Source organism: Allorhizobium sp. Av2, assembly GCF_021462805.2.
GTDB lineage: Bacteria > Pseudomonadota > Alphaproteobacteria > Rhizobiales > Rhizobiaceae > Allorhizobium > Allorhizobium vitis_G.
The window spans coordinates 25,033-45,455 of the sequence record NZ_CP192699.1 but is presented as its reverse complement, the minus strand read 5'-3'; the positions used below and the strand labels follow the sequence as shown (position 1 = coordinate 45,455).

Genomic DNA, 20,423 nt, shown 5'->3' with positions numbered 1-20,423 from the left:
GAAAAATATCGTCGATGAGAAAATAGAGATATGCCCGGCCTGCTGACGCTCAGAGATTTCAAGGGACCGGTGATTACCGTCGAATGCAAACCGTGCGGGCAACAGGGCGAGCTTGATCGCAAGGCGCTGGTGAAACAGTTTGGCGCCAGCATGCGTTTTGTGGATCTGCGCCGTCGCATGGCAATGGGTTGTGACAAGATGCACTGTTCTGACGGGCAGGATAGATGCGGGACGGGATTTCCCTGTTTGCTGGACGCGGCCTTGGTTTTTGAGCTGCAAAAGCCCACGTGATCGGTGGAGCTCTCAAAGCTTGGTTGCATCCCGAAAGGGCCGGAAACTTCGCCTTGAACCGCATTGGATAGGAGGACGGGTAGTGTGTAATCTCTATAACGTGACGACCACGCGTGACGCGGTTCTGCAATTTACAAAGGCGTTCCGCGATCGAGCCGGCTGGAATGAAGCATCCTTCGATGTTTATCCAGGTTATCAGGCGCCGATTGTCCGCGTTGCCGAGGACGGACAGCGCGAGATTGCCCGGGCGACCTGGGGAATGCCCTCGCCGCCGGCCTATGTGAAAAACTACGATCCCGGCGTCACCAATATTCGCAATGTGAGTTCACCGCACTGGCGGCGGTGGCTCGGCCCAACCAGCCGCTGCGTCGTGCCGTTCACCTCCTTTGCCGAACCGGATCCAGCCAGCAAGATTGAGGGCGGGCGCGTGCCGAACGCCTGGTTCGCGGGCAATGAAGAGCGGCCGTTGATGTTTTTCGCGGGCTTCTGGACCCCGTGGAAGGGCGTGCGCAAAGTCAGGGATGGCGAGCAGGAATACGAGCTGTTTGGATTTCTGACGACCTCGCCCAACGAGATTGTCTCGCCGATCCATCAAAAGGCCATGCCCTCCATTCTGACCACGCCTGAAGAAGTCGAGACCTGGCTGACAGCACCGTGGGATGAAGCCCGCCACCTACAGCGTCCGCTCCCGGGCAACATGCTTGTGATCGTGCCGCCACAGGCCAAACCGAAGCCGGACGAGGAAGGTCTGTTGCTTTGACCACCAGCACAGAGCACGACCAAGTCGGTCAAATGCCCGTTCACCAAATGCCGGCTTATCCTGTGGGCACTGACGTCATGCGGAGCGTGCAACCCGTGCGCAAAATCATCCATGTCGATATGGATGCCTTTTATGCCTCGGTCGAGCAACGTGACAATCCGGAGCTGCGTGGCCTGCCACTGGCCGTCGGTGGATCCGCGGCACGTGGCGTTGTGGCGGCAGCGAGTTATGAGGCCCGTGTCTTCGGCGTGCATTCGGCCATGCCGTCGGTGACCGCCAAGCGCAAATGCCCGGATCTGATTTTTGTGCCGCCGCGCTTCGACGTCTATCGGCAGGTCTCGCAGCAGATCCGCGAGATTTTTGCCGAATACACGCCGCTGATCGAGCCGCTGTCACTCGACGAGGCCTATCTCGATGTCACGGAGAACTTGAAGGGCATGGAAATCGCCACCGAGATTGCGCTTGAGATCCGTGCGAAAATCAAGGCGGTCACGGGCCTCAATGCGTCGGCTGGCATCTCCTACAACAAGTTCCTGGCCAAAATGGCGAGCGATCTGAACAAGCCGAATGGCCAGGCGGTCATTACGCCAAAGAACGGCCCGGGTTTTGTCGAGGCCCTCCCCGTCAAGAAATTCCATGGCGTGGGGCCGGCGACGGCCGAGCGGATGAAACGGCATGGTATCGAAACCGGGCTTGACCTGAAATCGAAGTCGCTTGCCTTCCTTCAGCAGCATTTTGGGAAGTCCGGCCCGTATTTCTACGGCATTGCCCGAGGGATCGACGAACGGCAGGTCAGACCTGATCGCATCCGCAAATCGGTTGGCGCCGAAGACACGTTCGTTGAGGACATCGACGATCTCGATCTGGCCAAAGCCGAGTTGCGGCCGTTGGCCGAGAAGGTCTGGCGCTATTGCGAGGCGCACGACATCACGGGAAAGACGATCACCGTCAAAATCAAATATTCTGATTTCAGTCAGGCGACACGCAGCAGGACCGTGTCGGGACCCGTGTCCGACGTCGACATGGTCTTGGAGAATGCTGAAACCCTGCTCGCCTCGGTGTTCCCGTTCAAACGGTCTGTGCGGCTATTGGGGATCACCCTGTCATCGCTCAACACCGAAGAGAGTGGGCAAGAGCCGCAGCTCGCGCTCGGGCTCTGATACCACGGTCCTGAAAACGAAAAAGCCTGCCGCGGGAGGAGGTGCGGCAGGCTTTTCGAAAAGAACCGAACAACGGCTGGGAGGAGGAGTGCCGCTGTTCCGACAGACGCCCCTTGGGAGGAGGAGTGGGTCGTCTGAGATCGAAGCTCTGCGGGAGGAGGTGCATCGCTTCGATAAAACCAGGATACCCATTCTCGCCGCACATTAAATAGACTTTGCTGCAGTGCAGCTATGCGAGAAATGCACGGCCTCTCCTGACGAAGGAAATCTCCAACTTAGAGCTTCGTGGCAGGCCAGATACAGAAACGCCCGCATCATCAGCGGGCGTAGTGTCATTCAGGATAGGCAGGGAAAGCCGCTTAGCGAGCGACCGACTGGCGAGCAACGCTCTGGATATCGGCGCGATTGATACCGAGGTCCTGAAGTTCGCGGGAGCTCATACGGCCAAGTTCGGTAACGGTCTGACGATACTTGCGCCAGTTGTTGAAAGAGCGTGCTACGTTCATGATGATCCCCTTTCGTGAGGTCTCTTGACGCCAGCAACCTTGCTTCGGTTCCAACGTCGTTTCGATGATTGAAATATAGGCCCTTGGACGCTCATCGATAAGACACAAGGCCTCAGGTCGGCCATGCGCTCAAAGCATGGGTCCAATCAGAGATGAGCTGAAGGGGCTATCAGGCCCGGAACCGGTCGAAGGCAGTGAGGCGTTTGATTGGAGGATCGGCGTCTGGATAACGATAGATTTCGGCCCTGAGATAGCGCAGCTCACCATCGAGCGCTTCCTCGCCCACCTCGATCCACCAGGATTTGGGACGGCCGTCGCGTCCGTCGGACCAGCGATAGCCTCGCGCCTTCAGGTGATCCTTCATGTCGAAGGGGCTGTTCTCAGCAAATATCCGGACACGCGACCGTTGGCTTGCTTCGTAGAGTTCCGCGAACGCGGTGGAAGCCGATCCATCAGCCTCTCGGGCGAGGACCTCCAGGAGCGCGAAACAATCGTCGACCGCACGATGACCCTCATGAAAATATCCCGCTTGCCCGATCAGGTAGCCGAGCTTGGTGCCTTCATATCCCCGCGACGACCAGTCGATCTCGGAGTTGGAGCAAGCCCAGGCCTTGCCGGCAAACAGGTGAGAAAACGCCTCGCAGAATGGCCGGTCGAAACCGGCATTGTGCGCGATAAGAATATCAGCCGGTTCAACCAGCGTCTGCAACGAAGCCATATCGATTGATTGCCCGGCCACCATGTCGTCGGTGATGCCGGTGAGCCTGGTGATTTCGGGGGGAATGGAAGCGCTTGGCTGTTGAAGTCCACCGTAGATGCCGGTCACGTCACCGATGTTTCCAGTCGCATTGAAGGTAAAAGCGATCACGCCGATCTCGATGATCTCATCCTTGCGAGCATTCAGGCCCGTGGTCTCGGTGTCGAGAATGATGCCTTTGAGGGGATACTTTGGACGGGGGAATGGCGCGATCGCGCGCGGCACCAGTTTCGTGAGGATGCGGTAGCGGCCGGTCTCCGAGAGATGCCGAACCATGTCCTCTTCACTCATGGGGACGGTAGGCTGTTCAGGCTTTGCGAATCTGGAGGCGGCACGCGTGACCATCTGGTCGCGAGAAACCTCTTCCGAAAACATGTCGAACTGTTCTGCCATTCCGGTTGTCGAAGCCCCGCCGCCAATTTGCTGACTTCAAAACACGGCACGATCTGCAGATCAACCTTGTTGGTGGGGGTGCGATTTCAGCCAACACGGCGAGCGGTCTTAAAATCGCGGGATTTCACGCGGTGACAACTCTTGGATCGTTGGGCGGAAGCGTCCAAACTAGGAAGGGCATACCAGCTGTAGCAGGGACTGCGAAAGCCGTTCGCCTCCCGCAAGACCGGTTAAAAGGGTTGCCGCAGGAGGGTCAGCATAGCGACGGCAACGCCGGGGTCCGGGATCGACAGCCCCCGGCGCGCGGGGCAGCTTCTCTCATTCCAGAGGCGCCACCTTGCATCGATGATCAGAATGGGCGGCAAAGGGATCCCAAGCCCTGCCGCGATGGGACCAGATTTGCAGCATCCACCAGGCATAGGGAAATGTTGGTTGGCGATGTAAATGCCCGGTGCTGAACGTCAGGCGCTGCAATTCACCAACCGCAGAATGTACTGTTGGCGGAGCATCTGTCGTGCGACGATAATGCTCCGTCGTGTGGGTCAGAGTGCCCGCTACGCGATGGCCCCAGCGCCCCGTCCCTGGGGCCCATCAGTGAAGGATAACCGCATCGATCCCGATCGGAAGGCCGATCTTGAAGAATTTATCGAACAACACCGTCTTCCGAAATTGCCTGTCCATCATCGGCATGGCTGACACGTTCTGCGGCGAGTTTTCAAGTACGCCCAGCCAGGTCAGCGGGCGAACGAGATTATGTGCGATGAACCGGCCTGCCTCGTGTAGGGGGCCAAGTGGTCCCCTCGCCGGGAAAAGCACCACCGGGAGTGCCCATTCGGTATAATCGCCAAGCGTTACCCAGTCGCCCAACCGGGTCGAGACGATGCCCAGCATATGCCTAAGATCCCAGAACAAGGCGGCAGCCTCAGAGGACAGTCTCTCCTGCAGCGGAGCGGCCAGCATCCATTCTGCGAGAAGTGCCTGAAGGTCCCCGTGATTGCCGAGGATCGACCTGCCGCGCTTCGTGAGCAAGGCCCTGCCCTTGTAGTGGCGGATGATACGAAGGTCCTGCAGCGCCCAATGCAGGACAGAGAGCGGAGGGAAATCCGGTTCGTTGAGAACCTTATTCACGGAATAGAGGATTTCCGGTTCATACCCGGGCCACTGAAATTCACGTGCGGCCCATTCGACACATTTCCTATGAAAAGCGCCCAAGGATTGTGTCAGCGGAACTCCGTCGTTTTGCTCGACATAGCGGAGAAGCTTCATGCCATTGGTGGCAAGTGGGCTAGTTACCAGCTCATCCTGAAGGAGAGCCGGAGACAAATACACAAAGGGGGAGAGCGTCGATGGGCGGAACATGACAAAGGATAATGCCGGAATAACTCACTGCCGTCATCTGCCCAACGTGATTAGATTTCGAACCGCAAACCTGTAGCAAAGCCCCTCGCGTCGCAAGACTGTGGCACAATTTCTGATGATTGAGGTCAGGCCAACGAATGGTATTAACGCAGATATTCAATGGCTCCTGAGGGTGGTAACAGCGCCGCGGCCTCGACAGTGCCGCAGGCCTGCGGGAAAAATCATCGCCCTACGTCCCTGAAATGAATGACGCCCCCGTTGGGACGTCATCAGGATTTTCCACGGATTCTATTTCAGCCTGCTCAGCAACTCCTGGGCAACAGCCGGCGCCGATGCCGGGTTCTGGCCGGTGATAAGCTCGCGATCGGTCACGATATGTGCGGAGAAAGGTGCGTCAGCCTGACTGAAACGGCTGCCTGCTTGCGTGAGTGCATCCTGCGGGTAGAACTTCATCTCGCCGCCACCCAGTAGTCCTTTGGCCATTTCCTCCTCCCGGTTGCTGAAGACCGTGAGCTTGTAGCCGGCATAGATCCAGTCCGTTTGCGTCGTTGCCGTTCCCGCCGTTTCGAACTTCGTGACGAAACCCTTCGCGTCTGCCAGCGTAGAAAGAAGCGCGATCGGGCCATGGCAGGCGAGCGCGGTCGTCTTGCCGTTTTCATGGAAATAGGTGAGCAGCTTGCCGAGCTCCGAGCTTACCAGCAGGTCCTGCATCGGTGCATGACCGCCGGGAACATAGACCGCGTCGAAATGGTCGTAACCGATCTGCTCGACACGGGCGAGGCTGATGACTGGCGACCTGTCGCTCGACATCAGGCCGAGCGCCGCCAGCTGCTTTTCGCTATCCTCCATCGCGGCTTCGTCGCCACCGAAATACATTTTGTCGATGGACGTCTTGTCGACCGCGGGAGCCGTCCCCTTCGGCGTAGCAAAGGTGATCTCATGGCCGGCATCGCTAAGGGCTTTGACGGGCTGCATCAGTTCGTTGAGATAGAAGCCGGTGGCAAACACCTTGCCGTCCTTCAGGTCGAGGCGGTCGGAATCGGACAGGACGATCAGCACGTTTCCCGCATGGGCATAAGTGCTGGTGCCGAGCGCAAGAATGGTGGCGAGACTGCGCAGAAGTTTCATGGGTTTATCTCCGAAAATAAGAAAATCTGTTTGGGAATAAAAGGGGATGCTCAGCCAGCGACCCTGGTCAGCCGATGAAGGGCGAAATCGGCGAAATAGTCTCCCACGCCGCTCGCCTGGAAACGCTGCATGGCGGCCCCCTGCATATGGGCGCGCCACTGTTGTTCGCTTGCCCAGGTTTCGACGAAGATGCGCACGCGTCCATCATCGAGTGACTGATGCAACTCGTACCGAAGGCAGCCGTCTTCGGCCAAAGTCTCGGTGACCAGCTTTTCCTGGGCGGCGCCAAGCGCTGCCTCCTTGCCGGGCTTTGCTGTGGTAATGGCGATGATGGTCAGAGGTGTGTCGGACATAGGAGAAACCCTTCTCAGGCGATGGTGTTGACGAGACCGCCTTCGGCACGCAGAGCGGCGCCGTTGGTAGCCGATGAGCGAGGGCTGGCGAGATAGGCAACGAGGTTTGCCACCTCTTCCGCTTCCACCATGCGCTGGAGGATCGAAGCCGAGCGGGCGGTCGCGAAGAATTCGGCCTCAATCTCTTTGATCGGTGCGGAAGGGTCGCTTGCCTGGCTGCGCAGGAAGGCTTCGATGCCTTCCGAGCGGGTCGGTCCTGGCAGCACGGAATTGACCGTGACATTGGTGCCGCGTGTCAGCTGCGCCAATCCGCGCGAGATCGACAGCTGCGCCGTCTTGCTCGTTGCGTAGTGGATCATGTCCTCAGGGATGGCGAGGCCCGACTCGCTCGAAATGAAGATGATCCGGCCCCAGTTGCGCTCCAGCATGCCGGGCAGATAGGTGCGCGACAGGCGCACGCCGCTCATGACATTGACGTCGAATAGATGGCTCCAATCAGCGTCAGTGATGTCGCCGAAGGCTTTGCTCTCGTAGATGCCGAGATTGTTGACGAGGATATCGATCGACGGTTCGGCCTTGGCGATGATCGCCGCACCCTCGGCGCTGGCGGCGTCCGCCAGAATTCCGGAGATATCCGATCCGCCCGATGCCTTGACGGAAGCGATCGCGCTGTCGAGCTTGGCGCGGTCGCGGCCCGTGATGACGACACGCGCGCCTTCTACGGCAAGCGTGCGGGCAATCTCGAGGCCTATGCCCGCGGTGGCGCCGGTCACGAGGGCGGCCTTCCCGTTCAGTTGCAGATCCATATCCGTGTCTCCAGATTGTTGCTGGAGGAAACTTATGATTTAAGCTCAATTCACACTATTGCCTGCAGAAGACATGCACCTGTGAACGAGGATCATCAATGCCGCGCATCCTGATGGAACGTTCGGGAGAAATGGAAGTGTTTGCCCGCGTCGTTCAGGACGGAGGATTCTCCGCCGCGGCTCGCAACCTCGACATCACGCCATCGGCGGTCAGCAAGTTGATCGCCCGTCTTGAAGCAAGGCTCGGCACACGTCTGCTGGTGCGAACCACCCGTGCGGTGACACTCACGCAAGAAGGCGAGGCCTATCATCATGCGGCGCTTCGGATTTTGCAGGAACTGAACGAGGCGGATCAGGAGGCCGCGGGTGGCGCGGTGCGCGGGCGACTGAGGATCAATACAACGATACCGTTCGGCACGATGTTCGTCGCACCGGCCATCCCGGAGTTCGTTTCACGCAATCCCGATCTGATCGTGGACCTCTCCTTCACTGACGGGATTGTCGATCTGGTGGCGGAAAAGACCGATGTCGCTATCCGCATGGGCAATCTGCCGGACAGCGGGCTGATAGCCCGCAAGCTAGGGCAAAGCAGGCGCGTCGTCTGCGCTTCACCCGATTATCTGGCGCGCAGGGGTTCGCCGCAAACGCCGGCGGATCTTGCGTATCACGACTGCCTGACGTTCAATTTCCGGCGCGCAAGGCCGTCCTGGCCGTTTCGTGACCGTGACCGTGACATCGCTCAACTGGTCCAAGGCAGCATCGTCGTCAACAACGGCGAGACGATGAAGCAAATGGTGCTGGCCGGCGCCGCCATTGCCCGCGTCGGCCTGTTCCATGTGGCCGACGACATCGCAGCGGGGCGGTTGATTCCACTGCTCGAAGACTTCAATCCAGGCGATCTTGAACTGGTGCATGCCGTCTATGTTGGTGGTGGTCCCCTGCCCCACCGCGTCCGTGCCTTCATCGAGCATATGGTCGTGACACTGGGTGATTCACCGCTGCTGAAAGGGACGTCCTGACCCGGACGGAATATGAGAAAGGCGAATGCCAACGCGTCGCCTTTCCTGTTCCATCAATCGCGATACTCTGGCGCCTGCCGGTCGAGGACCCGCCGGATGCTCTCCAGATGCATTCTGGCACTTTCGGGGTCCCCTTCGCGCATCTGCCTTGCCGCTTCATCGGCGACAGCGGGCACGACCGGCAGCAGTTTGCGGCCGGAACCCATTGCCTTCAACTGAACTTCGGCAGCACGTTCGAGATAATAGAGATCATCCCAGGCTTCGGCGATGTTGGGTGCACAAACCATGACGCCATGGTTTCTCATGAACAGGATGTCCTTGTCGCCGAGGACGGAGGCGATCCTGTCGCCTTCGCTTTCGTCCAGAGCAAGACCATTATAGTTCTCGTCAACCGCCACGCGGCCATAGAACTTGAGTGCCGTCTGGCCTGCCCAGACCAATGGCTCACCCTCCACCATGCTGAGCGCGGTAGCATTCGGCATATGGGTGTGAAAGGCGGCCCCTACCCGAGGCGCCATCTTGTGCAGGCGCGCATGGATGTAGAAGGCGGTTGCCTCCGGCACGCCGTCCCCGGCAACCACATTGCCCTCGAAATCGCAGATCAGCAATGACGAGGCAGTCGCCTCCTGAAACGCCCAGCCGAGGCGGTTGACGATGAAGAGGTCGGGATGGCCAGGCACGACGGCCGAGAAATGATTGCAAATCCCCTCTTCAAGGCCGAGCCGTGCTGCCATGCGAAGGCAAGCGGCAAGATCGACACGTGCCTCCCATATCTCGTCAGTATCCAGCGGGAGATTGTGCCGAAGTGCAGGATTTGTCTTCGAAACATTCAGTTCATGCGCCATGTTGGTCTCCTTATCACTCCATCCAGCCTGCTGCGGCAAGGATGGCAGGTATTTTGTCGAGCGCCGGGACGATTTCATTCGGATGGTAGTCAGCGAGTGGTTTGCGGCCCGTGCCACGGTCGACCCAGACAGTACGAAAGCCAAGCTCACGCGCTGCGACAAGATCAAGATGCGGGCTGGCGCAGATATGCACGAGATCCTCCATGCTGATGCCGAGGCTTTTCCAGGCGTGATGGAAGATCTGGCTGGATGGCTTATAGGCACCGGCCTGTTCCGCAGTGATGACGCGGTCGATGTGGCCACCAAGTTGGGCCACGTTTCCAGCAATGATGGCATCATCAGTATTGGAGATGATCGCCAGGCGGAAACCTGCATCTTTTAACTTTCCAAGGGTTGCCACGACCTCCGGAAACGGCGGCATCTTGCCGATCGACGAGGTCAGGATTTCGGCATCGGCAACCTCAAACGGAAGTCCGAATTCAATCATCGCCCGTTCCAGCGCAAGCGCGCTGACCTCGGCAAACGTGCGATGCGGACGCTCCTCCTCCAGCGCATGCTCATGGTGGTCGTAGATCGAGATGAAGGCCTTCTGGTCGATATCGCCACCTTTTGCGGACAGTATTCTGTCCATTGCAGCAAGCAGCCCTTCGTCCCACTGAATCAGGGTTCCATAGCAATCAAAGGTCAACCAGGTCGGCTTGGGTCCTGTCAGGGTCATGTGTCTTCTCCTTGGTTGTCCCGAGCTTGACAAAACCTGGATGGATTGAGAAATTAAATCTTCTCATCGTCTTCATCGAGAAATCAAATGAGTTTCGGCTTCGATCTGGATCTTCTGAAAACCTTTGCTGCAGTCGTCGATTGCAGCGGCTTCACCAAGGCGGCCGAACGGGTGCGCTTGACGCAGTCGACGGTGAGCCAGCAGATCAAGAAGCTGGAGGTCAATTTAGGCACCTCACTGCTGCGGCGGGACAAATCGACCGGAACTGTTGAAACCACGGAAACCGGCGAGTTGCTGCTGAGCTATGCGCGCAGAATACTGGCCATCGCAGATGAGGCCGCCGAGGTCATGCGAAAACCTCTGGCGCCGCGGACCGTTCGCCTCGGCGTTCCGGAAGATTTTGCCGGGCGGCGCCTCATCAATCTGCTGTCGGGATTTTCAGCTGCATCGCCTCGCATAAGGCTCGACACGGTTAGTGGCTGGAGCACCGAGCTCCGCCGCCTGCTGGATGCGGGCGAAATTGACCTCGCGCTGATCAAGCGCGAGCCCGGAGATGGGGCCTGTCTCGCGAGCTGGAAAGAAGAGCTGGTCTGGGTGGAAAGTGCCACCCGTCCTGTTGAGACGGATCCGGTCCCTCTCGCTGTTTTTCCCGTCGGATGCATCTACCGGGATCGCGCGATCCGCGCGATCGAGCGCAGCGGTCGTCGTTGGCGGATCGCCTATACCAGCCAGGGCCTGATGGGCGTGCAGGCAGCGGTTGCTTCCGGGCTCGGAATCAGTCTGCTACCTTCCGACGCGGTGCTGCCCGAACACCGGCAACTCGGACCGCTGGACGGGTTTGGTGATCAGCCCGCGTCCGAGTTGGCGCTAGTGAAAGGACGGGCGAGCCTCTCTGCGGAGGCGCAGTCCGTCGGCCGCTTCCTGACGGATAGTCTGGGGTCGTAATGTCCTAGGCGAAGGTACGCGGGTGACCTTGCTACCGTTTCAGGAGAGGCGAAGCGCCGCCTTCAAGCCTGCGATCTGCAAATCGAGCCCAAACGCAAAACGTTGATCGGCATTAGCTCCGGCAATCTCACGCATCGCTATTGCAGCCATAGGAAATTTTTCTGCCAGGGGGTTCTCCTCCTGACCTACCGGTTCTGTTCCGCGCACAAGACCCTGCTCCTCGATAACGAAGCCGATCACGAAATAGACGATCGTGAACGCACCCCAAGTCGCGACACGGTCGTCAGCTCCGGCTTGCTTGAGAGAGCTGATCAGCAACGAGCCGACGCGCAGCACGTTATCGGATAAGGGATAGGTGCCGGCGAAAACGCGTGCCGCATCGCGGCGCGACAGCAGGGCGTTGCGCACTTCGGAGGCCACGCGCCCAAGCCTCGCATCCCACGCCTCGCTTTCCGGATTGCTTGCGGCGACCGGCTCCATTAGCGCATCCGCCATCCCCTCGAGCAAGGCGTCCTTGTTGGCAAAATGCCAGTAAAGCGAGGGTGCCTGAATGTTCAGGGCGTCTGCCAGCTTACGCATCGTCAACCCCTCCATGCCGACCTCATCAAGCAGTTTGAGTGCCGTCGAGATGACCTCGGTTTTCACGATACGCATGTCCATCTCCAGTTTTCTGTTGACTCTCTAACACTGTTAGACAAATCTAACAACGTTAGATTGGAGAGCTCCTCATGAAAATGAACTACGATGTTGTTGTTGTCGGCGCAGGGCCTGTCGGGCTGTGGCTGGCATGTGAACTGAAACTTGCCGGTGTGGATGTCGCCGTTCTCGAGCGGCGAACGGAGCGGACGGCGCAGTCGCGTGCGCTCACCATCCATGGGCGTTCATTGGAGGTATTTGCCCTGCGTGGCCTTGCCGATCGCTTCCTGAGCACCGGCAAACCGATCCCGACCGGCCACTACGCGGTCCTGGATACGCGTCTGGATTTCTCAGCCTTCGACACCCGCTTCCCTTACACGCTGTTTATTCCGCAGGCCGTGACCGAGGAGCGTCTCGAAGAACGCGCGACTGAACTCGGTGTCGTCATCGTGCGGGGCGTGGCAGCAACCGGAATTGTGGACGACGGAAACCGCGTGCACCTCTCAACCGACGGCGGAGAGTTCTCCGGCTCCTATGTGGTGGGAGCGGATGGCGCTCGCAGCATCGTGCGGGAACAGGTTGGCATCTCATATGAGGGAGCAGAAGCCCGCAATTCTCTCATGCTTGCAGACGTAGTTCTCGCCTCGCCGCCGACGAAGCCCGTCGTGTCGGTCACCAATGAACATGGTTCGGTGATGATCGCGCCCCTCGGTGATGGCGAGCACCACCGCATCGTGCTCGTGGATCCCCAAAGAACCCATGTGCCAAGAACCGAACCGGTCACTCTGGAAGAGGTAGCGAGACCGACCGCGCGCATTATCGGCGAGGACTATCAGCCTCGCGACCCGATCTGGCTTTCGCGTTTCACCGATGAGACGCGTCTTGCCGGAACCTATCGCAAGGGCCGCGTCCTGCTCGCCGGCGATGCCGCGCACATCCACGCCCCGATGGGCGGACAGGGCATGAATGTCGGACTGCAGGATGCATTGAATCTCGGCTGGAAACTGGCCGCAGTCGTGAAGGGCGAGGCGCCCGACAAACTGCTTGATACCTATGACGAGGAACGGCGTCCAATAGGACAAATTCTCTACAACAATACCCTGGCGCAGGTCGGGCTCGTCACCCGCTTCGATCCGGCGACCCTTGCCCTGCGCGAGACGCTGAACGAGCTCCTAAAAATGCCTGCAGTCAATCATCGTCTTGCCGGCGAGCTTTCCGGCTTTGACGTCGCCTATGGCCACTATGCAAAGGCGGCCGTTGCTGCCGGACGATTGGCAGCAGGAGTGCGCGTTCCCGATATCGAACTTGTCGGCAAGGACGGCGCATCGATGTCGCTCTACAGCCTGCTGGTCGAAGGACGTTGGCTTCACATTTCCTTCAAACCAGGCGCATCGGTTGCCGGCCCGGAATGGTTGCGATCCAGCAGCGTCAAATCCCTGTCGGCAAATCCATCCGACCATGCGGCCCTTCGCGGCGTCCGGGCGCTGTTGGTCAGGCCCGACGGTTATGCCGCGGCTATCGATCAGGAATAAGGGAGAGCATCGATGGAGACTCTTAACCCTTCCTCCCTGACCGATGCCTTCTCGCACCTGATCGCACAAATCGCCATAACCCCGCCCGGCGCGCGTCTTGCCGCCGTCTCGGGCCAGGTCGCGGTCGACAGGGCAGGTCAACTCATTGGTGGAAACGATCACGCCGCCCAGGCAAGGCAATGCTTCGGGAATGTCTTCAACTCCCTCGCGGCCATGAAGGCGGATCCTAATGACATCCTGCAGATGAAGATCTATGTGGTCCGGCATACTCCGGATCACGTTCCGGCGATCTTCGGTGCGGGCGCTGAAATATTCGGCGAAAAATGGCCGGTATGCGCAAGTATCTGGATCGGCGTCGAAGCACTCGCGATGCCCGAATGGCTTGTCGAGATAGAGGTTCTGGTAGCCCTTCCGTAGCGCAGGCAAACATGAGACGCAGGCGCCCGGAAGCCTGCGTCTCATCTCACGAATTCAGCAAGCTGAATGCGGATGACCACCACGCCTTGACGGGAATCGAACTTTCGGTTCCAGTTGTTTCGGTCAAGCCTTTGATCTGCAAGCCTGCTACAGCAACTGGGCGGCGAAAGTTTATTATAGAAAATAATCACACCATTCGGCGTTCGCGAAAGAAGGTAGCTCTCACACCCCATCACTTGAAAACTCGCCCTGGCGCCCGGGGACATGAAAATGTCCGGCATCAGTCATCCTCTACGAACACCTGATCGCGCTTGGAACGTATCGACGGTAGGAGCGCCAGGATTACGCAGACCAGACCCAGGCCGAGCAGCGATGCAGCGATCGGGTTTGTGACGAACACCGTCGCGTCGCCGCGGGAGATGATCATCGCCCGCCGGAGATGCTCCTCGAGCAGCGGCCCCAGAACGAATCCCAGCAGAAGGGGTGCCGGTTCGCAGCCCACACGGATCAGCACGTAGCCAAGTATGCCCGAGACGATGATTGCATAGACGTCGAAGGGGTTGTTGTTGATGGAATAACATCCGATCGAGGCAAAGATGACGATGGCCGGAAACAGCATGCGGTAGGGAATGGTCAGCATCTTCACCCACAGCCCGATCAGCGGCAGGTTGAGGATCACCAGCAACAGGTTACCGATCCACATCGATGCGATGATGCCCCAGAACAGCGCCGGCTGGCTGGTAATGACGTCCGGCCCCGGCGTGATCCCCTGCAGGATAAAGGCGCCAACAATGAGTGCCATGACTGGATGGGCCGGAATGCCGAGGGTAAGCAGCGGAATGAAGGACGTCTGCGCCGCAGCGTTGTTGGCGCTTTCGGGTCCCGCCACGCCTTCGATCGCGCCATGGCCAAATTCGGCCGGATTTTTCGACAGGTTCTTCTCGACCGAATAGCTGGCAAAGGACGCCAATACGTGACCGCCGCCCGGCAATACGCCGAGAAGCGAGCCAAGCGCCGTTCCCCGCAATACAGGGCCGATAATCCGCCGGAAATCGTCTTTCGTCAGCCAAAGGTTCGTGACGTGTTTAACTCCGATTTCGCGCGTGTGCTCGTTCTGAAGGTTGCGGAAGATTTCGGAGACCCCGAATATTCCAACAGCAATCGAAACAAAGTTGATCCCCTGCGACAATTCCAGGCGACCGAACGTGAAGCGCTCCTCGCCCGTATAGATGTCCTGGCCCACCGTCCCAAGCAGCAAGCCGATGACGATCATGCCCAGCGCCTTCAGGACGGAACCGTGAGCGAGTGAGATCGAAACGAGCAGCCCGAGAACGATCAGGGCAAAATATTCCGGCGCGCCAAATTCGAGCGCGATGGAGGCAAGCGGCGGAGCCGCGATCGCCAACAGCATAGTTGCCACGCATCCTGCGAAGAAGGATCCGAGCGCCGCGGTTGCCAATGCCTGGCCGGCACGCCCCTTTCGGGCCATCTGATAGCCATCGATCGCTGTGACAGCGGAAGAACTTTCCCCCGGCAGGTTGATGAGGATTGCTGTTGTGGACCCACCATACTGGGCGCCGTAGTAGATGCCCGAAAGCATGATCAGGGACGTTACCGGGGAGAATGTAAACGTGATCGGCAGAAGCATCGCGATCGTCGCTGTCGGCCCGATGCCGGGCAATACGCCAACGAGCGTGCCGAGCAGTACGCCAACGAAACACCAGACGATGTTTATCGGCGTGAGAGCCGTTTCGAAGCCAAGGGCAAGATTCGAGATCAGATCCATCATGGTGAGCACCTCATAGTCCGAAAACCGGCCCGAATGTCGGAATGGCAACTGCCAGCCCGACCTTGAAGACCAGATAGCAAAGAGTGGCGATGACGGCGGCCATCATAGCCGCCGATACCAGCGAATTTCGGCGGGACGCGAGTGCCGTCATGAACGTGCACAGCAGGACGACGGGTACGAGCCCAAGATCGCGGGCTCCGGCTGCAAAGATGGCAAGTGCCAGACAGATAAGGACGAGCCCGCGCCAGGGGACGGAACCATCGGTCGGCTCCGGCTCACTGCGCAAGCCATCAAGGCCGATGACGACGCCTAGTGCACCCAATACGAAAGCGAGAACCACCGGGAAAAAGCCCGGGCCCATCTGGGTCGCGGTCCCGAACTCATATCTTAGACCCTGCACAGCGAACGAGGCTGCGATGGCGATGAAGATGCCACCGGCAATCAGGTTTTTCCGGGTGTGCTTTTCGAGTGTAGCCATGGTCTCCTCCCCTCTGGCGTCCCCTGACGGTCCTCCCGTTCAGATGATATTCGATCCTGCGATTGCGTTGCATACGGCTTCGGTGACTTGGCTGGTGTTGGCGGTGCCACCCACGTCAGGGGTCAGGATACCCGCTTCGGTCACGCGCTCGACGGCGCCCATCAGCCGTGCGGCGGCGTCGCGTTCACCGAGATGCTCGAGCATCTGCGCGGCAGTCCAGAAAGTGGCGATCGGGTTGGCGATACCCTTGCCGGTAATGTCGAAGGCAGATCCGTGGATCGGCTCAAACATCGATGGGAAACGGCGCTCCGGGTCGATGTTGGCCGTCGGCGCAACCCCGAGGCTGCCAGCGAGAGCACCAGCCAGATCCGACAGGATGTCGGCATGCAGATTGGTCGCCACGATCGTATCCAGCGTCTCCGGCTTCAGCGTCATGCGCACCGTCATTGCATCAACCAGCATCTTGTCCCAGGTGACATCCGGGAACTCCGTCGCCACTTCGGCCGCGATCTCGTCCCACATCACCATGCCATGGCGCTGGGCGTTCGACTTGGTGACGACAGTCAGCAGTTTGCGCGGGCGCGCCTGGGCCAGCTTGAAGGCGTAGCGCATAATGCGGGTCACGCCGACGCGGGTGAAGATCGCCACTTCCGTGCCGACCTCTTCCGGAAGGCCCCTATGGGCGCGGCCGCCATGGCCGGAATACTCGCCTTCGGAATTCTCCCGCACGATGACCCAGTCGAGATCGCCTGGACCGCAATTGCGCAAGGGCGGCGTGATGCCGGGCAGGATCTTCGTCGGGCGCACATTGGCGTACTGGTCGAACCCCTGACAGATCGGCAGGCGCAGGCCCCAGAGCGTGATATGGTCGGGAACGTCAGGGGCGCCGACCGCACCGAAGAAGATGGCATCGAATTTCTTCAGCTTGTCCAGCCCGTCGGCCGGCATCATCACGCCGTGCTTCTTGTAATAGTCCGAACCCCAGTCGAAGGTTTCGGTATGGATCTTGAAGTCACCGCTGCGCTGTTCCAGCGCCTCCAGAACCTGAAGACCCGCAGCTATAACCTCAGGACCAATCCCATCCGCAGGGATCGCTGCAATCTTGTATTCACGCATGGGAAGTTCGCTCCTGTTCAAGGGCTAGCGCTCAAGGTTCAAGCGCCGGACGCATGGCCCGTGGCCATGACGAATGATGGATCGGCGGCTTATTCTCAGCCGCCGATCAAACCGAGGTTACTTGCCGCCTTCGCTGATCAGCTTCGTCAGTCGCTCGACTTCAGACGCGAACTTCTGGTCAAGCGCTGCCGGTGTCGCCAGATCTTCCGATACCGGTGCGGTTCCAAGGCTCGCAAAACGCTCGATCACGACCGGATCCTTGAGTGCGGCGCGCAACGCTTCCGCAAGCTTGCTGCGGATGGCTTCAGGCGTTTCCTTGGGTGCCCAGAGCGCATGCCAGGCACTGAGCTCGAACCCTTGCAGGCCGCTCTCTTCCACGGTCGGAAGATCTGGCAGCACGCCAATCCGCGCCTTCGTTGTCACCGCATAAGGATGAACCTCACCGGCCTTGATCTGGGTCGTGGTGTTGGTCGTCTGGTCGCAGGCGAGGTCGATACGGCCTCCAATCAGATCGGTCATTGCGGGACCCATCCCCTTGTAAGGCACCAGAGTGATCTTGGTGCCGAGCGCGTCTTGCAGCAACCTGCCGCAGAGATCGGAAACTGCACCTGTGCCGGCGGTCCCGAAGGTGACGGCAGGCCCGTTTGCCTTCACATAGGAGAGGAGATCGGTGAACGTCTTCGGCTCGAAGTCCTTCCTGCCGACGACCGTCATCGGGACCTCGGTAATCAGCCCGACGCTCGAAAAGTCTTCGATCGGCTTGTAGGTCAGGTTCGGGTAGAGCGCAGCGAAGGTGGCCACCCCGATATGGTAGAGCAGCAACCGGTAGCCATCGGGGTCCGCCTGCGCCACTGTTGCGGCACCAAGCGAGCCGCCGGCGCCGCCCATGTTTTCGATCAGCACCTGCTGGCCAAGGGTCGTGGACATCGACTGCGCCACTAGGCGCGCCACGGTGTCACTCGGTCCACCTGCCGCTGCAGGCACCACGATTGTGATGGGTCGATCAGGATAGTTCTCCTGCGCCAGTACCATATGGCTGGACATGGCAAACAGGACACCTGTGAGGGACAACAGTACCTTTTTCATCGCGCTTTCCTCCCTGAGATCGCGAAGGATGCCTCCACATCCTTTTCCATGCTATCTTGCATGCAAGCTTACATTTATTGATGCGCGCCCGTTTGTCAAGCTCCAGGAGAGCGGCTATAACGAGCCTTGAAACAACGGCAGGCAGTTCATGATCAGGACGATCGACATTCCCGGAGCCGCGCCACGCGATCCGGCCACAGAACAGAATTCAGCAAACTCCGACATCAACGGTTCGGGTCGGGTTTCTGCCGCCTATCTCGCCATCAAGGAGGCGATACGCTCCAATGCGTTTCCCCCCGGGTACCAAGCCGCAGAAATTGAAATTGCGCGTCAGCTCGGCATGAGCCGAACCCCGGTGCACGAAGCCATGGCGCGACTGCAGGAAGACGGACTGGTCCGGATACTTCCCAAGAAGGGCATCATCATCTGCGCCCTGTCTCCCGCGGACATCGAAGAAATCTACGAAGTCATCACCGCGCTCGAGGGTGCCGCGGCGGCACGGCTCGCCCGGCTGCCGATGGTGGAACGCGCGCCCGTCATCCAGCTTCTGAAGGCCGCCACAAAGCGGATGATTGAGGCATTGGCCGACAACGACCTTCCACGATGGGCTGTGGCCGACGAGGATTTTCATCAGACTCTCGTAATAGAGAGCGGAAACAGCCGCCTCATGCGGATGGCGGGGACCGTCGCCGATCAATTGCATCGCGCCCGCATGTTCACCCTCAACCTACGGCCCTTGCCGCTGCACTCGGCCGGTGAGCATGCGGAAATCATAGAAGCAATCGAGCAGGGTGATGGGGATGCGGCGAGCCGCGCCGCACGGCTGCACCGCAAACATGCTCATGACGCATTGATCCCCCTTATTGCTCGATACAATCTACGCAATCTCTAGGTTGTCGGTTGCGGCGATCTGAACGACGCGGAGATTGTTGGTGCTGCCCTGTTGCGCAAATGGAAATCCCGCCACGATGACAATGTGATCGGAGGGACTTGCCAGCTTTGCTTCCTGCACCGCCTGTTGCGCATGAATCAGCGACGCCTCATAGGTGTGGACATCTTGTGATCGCACGCCGACAACCCCCCAGAACATGTTGAGCCGGCGCGCGACTTGTTCGGACGGAGTGAGAGCCAGAATTGGCAATGCCGGTCTGGCACGCGAAATTCTGGCCGCGGTTGTTCCGCTCGATGTATAGGCCACCACAACCGGCGATCCCAGAGCCACGGCAACGTTGGCTGCTGCAGTGGCAACTGCATGCGGCGGTGATTGAGCGACATCGGGTTCCGTTGCCTCAAGGATCGGCCGGTAGTGCTTGTGCTTCTCCGTCTTCTCGATGATCCGGTTCATAATTTCGACCGCCTCCACCGGGTAGGCGCCTGTTGCGGTCTCGGCGGAAAGCATGACGGCATCTGCCCCATCATAGATGGCACCGGCAACGTCCGAAGCTTCAGCGCGCGTCGGCGTTGGCGAACTCACCATCGAGTCGAGCATCTGTGTGGCGACAATCACGGGCTTGGCCGCTAGCCGGCATGCACGGATGATTTCCTTCTGCTTGCCCGGAACGTCCTCCGGCGGGATCTCCACGCCGAGATCACCTCGCGCAACCATGACGCTGTCCGAAAGCCTGACAATATCCTCGATGTCATCGAGGGCAGACGGCTTCTCGATCTTGGCAATGAGGCCAGCCCTGTCTCCAACGAGGGACCGGGCTTCGATCATGTCGCGTGCCCGCTGAACGAAAGAAAGTGCGACCCAGTCGACGCCAAGCTCGAGCCCGAATTCCAGGTCCTCACGATCTTTCGCCGTGAGCGGGGAAATGTCCAGGACAGCGCCGGGCACGTTGACACCCTTGCGGTTCGACAAGGCGCCTCCATTGAGGACCTCGCAAACAAGCCGCCCGTCCATCACCTCCATGATCCGGACTTTTATTCTACCGTCGTCGATCAGGAGGTCCATTCCGGGCACCGCCACCTCGAAGATTTCCCGATGAGGTAGCGGAATATCGTTCATTCCTTCACCACCCTCACGGCCAAGGATAAATCCGATGGTGGATCCACGTGCGAGATCGAGCCTGCCATGTGCCAGAACTCCGATCCGGATCTTCGGACCCTGAAGATCCTGCAGCACGGCGATAGCAGCATCATGCTCCTGCTCGAGAGCCCGGATGTTCCTATAGACTTCCGCGTGATCGGCCCGGGCACCATGGCTGAAATTCAGGCGGAACGTATCGACACCGGCGAGAAACAGTGAGCGAAGCATGTCGGGCGAACTTGACGCCGGTCCGACCGTCGCGACGATCTTTGATCGCCGGTTGTTGCGTATGAACATGTC

At 59.3% G+C, this 20,423-nt stretch carries 22 protein-coding genes; 8 read left to right on the top strand and 14 right to left on the bottom strand.

Going from position 1 to position 20,423, the window contains the following annotated elements; genetic code table 11:
- The first annotated feature begins 30 nt into the window (after nt 1-30).
- The 3 genes from FS819_RS25930 to dinB all read left to right on the top strand — a co-directional run bounded on the left by FS819_RS25930 (nt 31) and on the right by dinB (nt 2,211).
- Nucleotides 31-291, top strand: coding sequence for a hypothetical protein (locus FS819_RS25930; RefSeq protein ID WP_156551344.1), 261 nt, complete (start codon nt 31-33; stop codon nt 289-291).
- A gap of 82 nt (nt 292-373) precedes the next feature.
- Nucleotides 374-1,051 (top strand): SOS response-associated peptidase, encoded by a 678-nt coding sequence (locus FS819_RS25925; RefSeq protein WP_234624976.1) that lies wholly within the window; start codon nt 374-376, stop codon nt 1,049-1,051.
- Nucleotides 1,052-1,128: 77 nt separating this feature from the next.
- A complete protein-coding gene (gene dinB / locus FS819_RS25920; RefSeq protein WP_156551387.1) occupies nt 1,129-2,211 on the top strand; it encodes a DNA polymerase IV in 1,083 nt (360 codons plus the stop codon).
- A 359-nt stretch (nt 2,212-2,570) separates the two neighbouring features.
- Here dinB and FS819_RS25915 read toward each other — a convergent pair whose 3' ends face one another.
- From FS819_RS25915 to FS819_RS25890, 6 genes are all read right to left on the bottom strand, one after another.
- A complete protein-coding gene (locus FS819_RS25915) occupies nt 2,571-2,717 on the bottom strand; it encodes a DUF1127 domain-containing protein (protein WP_082520459.1) in 147 nt (48 codons plus the stop codon).
- Nucleotides 2,718-2,886: 169 nt separating this feature from the next.
- Nucleotides 2,887-3,867 (bottom strand): 3'-5' exonuclease, encoded by a 981-nt coding sequence (locus tag FS819_RS25910; protein WP_156551345.1) that lies wholly within the window; start codon nt 3,865-3,867, stop codon nt 2,887-2,889.
- A 591-nt stretch (nt 3,868-4,458) separates the two neighbouring features.
- Nucleotides 4,459-5,133: a hypothetical protein gene (locus FS819_RS25905; RefSeq protein ID WP_498724757.1), complete on the bottom strand. Its 675-nt coding sequence runs from the start codon at nt 5,131-5,133 to the stop codon at nt 4,459-4,461.
- 381 nt (nt 5,134-5,514) lie between these two features.
- Nucleotides 5,515-6,354, bottom strand: coding sequence for a type 1 glutamine amidotransferase domain-containing protein (locus FS819_RS25900; protein WP_156551347.1), 840 nt, complete (start codon nt 6,352-6,354; stop codon nt 5,515-5,517).
- A 50-nt stretch (nt 6,355-6,404) separates the two neighbouring features.
- Nucleotides 6,405-6,707 (bottom strand): putative quinol monooxygenase, encoded by a 303-nt coding sequence (locus tag FS819_RS25895; RefSeq protein ID WP_003551715.1) that lies wholly within the window; start codon nt 6,705-6,707, stop codon nt 6,405-6,407.
- Nucleotides 6,708-6,721: 14 nt separating this feature from the next.
- A complete protein-coding gene (locus FS819_RS25890) occupies nt 6,722-7,513 on the bottom strand; it encodes an SDR family NAD(P)-dependent oxidoreductase (protein ID WP_156551348.1) in 792 nt (263 codons plus the stop codon).
- 98 nt (nt 7,514-7,611) lie between these two features.
- On the opposite strand from FS819_RS25890, the gene FS819_RS25885 reads away from it, so the two are divergent.
- Nucleotides 7,612-8,532, top strand: coding sequence for a LysR family transcriptional regulator (locus FS819_RS25885; RefSeq protein ID WP_156551349.1), 921 nt, complete (start codon nt 7,612-7,614; stop codon nt 8,530-8,532).
- A gap of 53 nt (nt 8,533-8,585) precedes the next feature.
- On the opposite strand, the gene FS819_RS25880 is transcribed toward FS819_RS25885, so the two are convergent.
- Together FS819_RS25880 and FS819_RS25875 are read right to left on the bottom strand one after the other, a co-directional pair.
- Nucleotides 8,586-9,377 carry an aldolase gene (locus FS819_RS25880; RefSeq protein WP_156551350.1) on the bottom strand — a complete coding sequence of 264 codons (792 nt, stop codon included), beginning with the start codon at nt 9,375-9,377 and terminating at the stop codon, nt 8,586-8,588.
- 13 nt (nt 9,378-9,390) lie between these two features.
- Nucleotides 9,391-10,095 carry a haloacid dehalogenase type II gene (locus FS819_RS25875; protein ID WP_156551351.1) on the bottom strand — a complete coding sequence of 235 codons (705 nt, stop codon included), beginning with the start codon at nt 10,093-10,095 and terminating at the stop codon, nt 9,391-9,393.
- 87 nt (nt 10,096-10,182) lie between these two features.
- Between FS819_RS25875 and FS819_RS25870 the strand changes: the two genes are divergently transcribed.
- A complete protein-coding gene (locus tag FS819_RS25870; protein ID WP_156551352.1) occupies nt 10,183-11,040 on the top strand; it encodes a LysR substrate-binding domain-containing protein in 858 nt (285 codons plus the stop codon).
- A 39-nt stretch (nt 11,041-11,079) separates the two neighbouring features.
- On the opposite strand, the gene FS819_RS25865 is transcribed toward FS819_RS25870, so the two are convergent.
- Nucleotides 11,080-11,694 (bottom strand): TetR/AcrR family transcriptional regulator C-terminal domain-containing protein, encoded by a 615-nt coding sequence (locus FS819_RS25865; RefSeq protein WP_156551353.1) that lies wholly within the window; start codon nt 11,692-11,694, stop codon nt 11,080-11,082.
- A 74-nt stretch (nt 11,695-11,768) separates the two neighbouring features.
- Here FS819_RS25865 and FS819_RS25860 point away from each other — a divergent pair, with 74 nt between their 5' ends.
- Complete coding sequence (locus FS819_RS25860; protein WP_156551354.1) at nt 11,769-13,208, top strand: FAD-dependent oxidoreductase; 1,440 nt, start codon at nt 11,769-11,771, stop codon at nt 13,206-13,208.
- 12 nt (nt 13,209-13,220) lie between these two features.
- Nucleotides 13,221-13,625: a RidA family protein gene (locus tag FS819_RS25855; protein ID WP_156551355.1), complete on the top strand. Its 405-nt coding sequence runs from the start codon at nt 13,221-13,223 to the stop codon at nt 13,623-13,625.
- Between the two features lie 280 nt (nt 13,626-13,905).
- On the opposite strand, the gene FS819_RS25850 is transcribed toward FS819_RS25855, so the two are convergent.
- The 4 genes from FS819_RS25850 to FS819_RS25835 form a co-directional block, all read right to left on the bottom strand.
- The gene (locus tag FS819_RS25850; protein ID WP_032988221.1) at nt 13,906-15,411 is read right to left on the bottom strand and encodes a tripartite tricarboxylate transporter permease; all 1,506 of its coding nucleotides are present in this window, start codon (nt 15,409-15,411) and stop codon (nt 13,906-13,908) included.
- 13 nt (nt 15,412-15,424) lie between these two features.
- The gene (locus FS819_RS25845) at nt 15,425-15,892 is read right to left on the bottom strand and encodes a tripartite tricarboxylate transporter TctB family protein (RefSeq protein ID WP_003551173.1); all 468 of its coding nucleotides are present in this window, start codon (nt 15,890-15,892) and stop codon (nt 15,425-15,427) included.
- A gap of 39 nt (nt 15,893-15,931) precedes the next feature.
- Nucleotides 15,932-17,008: a tartrate dehydrogenase gene (locus FS819_RS25840; RefSeq protein ID WP_032489006.1), complete on the bottom strand. Its 1,077-nt coding sequence runs from the start codon at nt 17,006-17,008 to the stop codon at nt 15,932-15,934.
- Nucleotides 17,009-17,125: 117 nt separating this feature from the next.
- Nucleotides 17,126-18,094 (bottom strand): tripartite tricarboxylate transporter substrate binding protein BugD, encoded by a 969-nt coding sequence (locus FS819_RS25835; protein WP_071207346.1) that lies wholly within the window; start codon nt 18,092-18,094, stop codon nt 17,126-17,128.
- Nucleotides 18,095-18,242: 148 nt separating this feature from the next.
- Between FS819_RS25835 and FS819_RS25830 the strand changes: the two genes are divergently transcribed.
- A complete protein-coding gene (locus tag FS819_RS25830) occupies nt 18,243-18,986 on the top strand; it encodes a GntR family transcriptional regulator (protein ID WP_071207344.1) in 744 nt (247 codons plus the stop codon).
- Here the strand turns inward: FS819_RS25830 and pyk are convergent.
- Nucleotides 18,972-20,420: a pyruvate kinase gene (gene pyk / locus FS819_RS25825; protein ID WP_071207358.1), complete on the bottom strand. Its 1,449-nt coding sequence runs from the start codon at nt 20,418-20,420 to the stop codon at nt 18,972-18,974. The genes FS819_RS25830 and pyk overlap by 15 nt on opposite strands.
- Nucleotides 20,421-20,423: the final 3 nt, after the last annotated feature.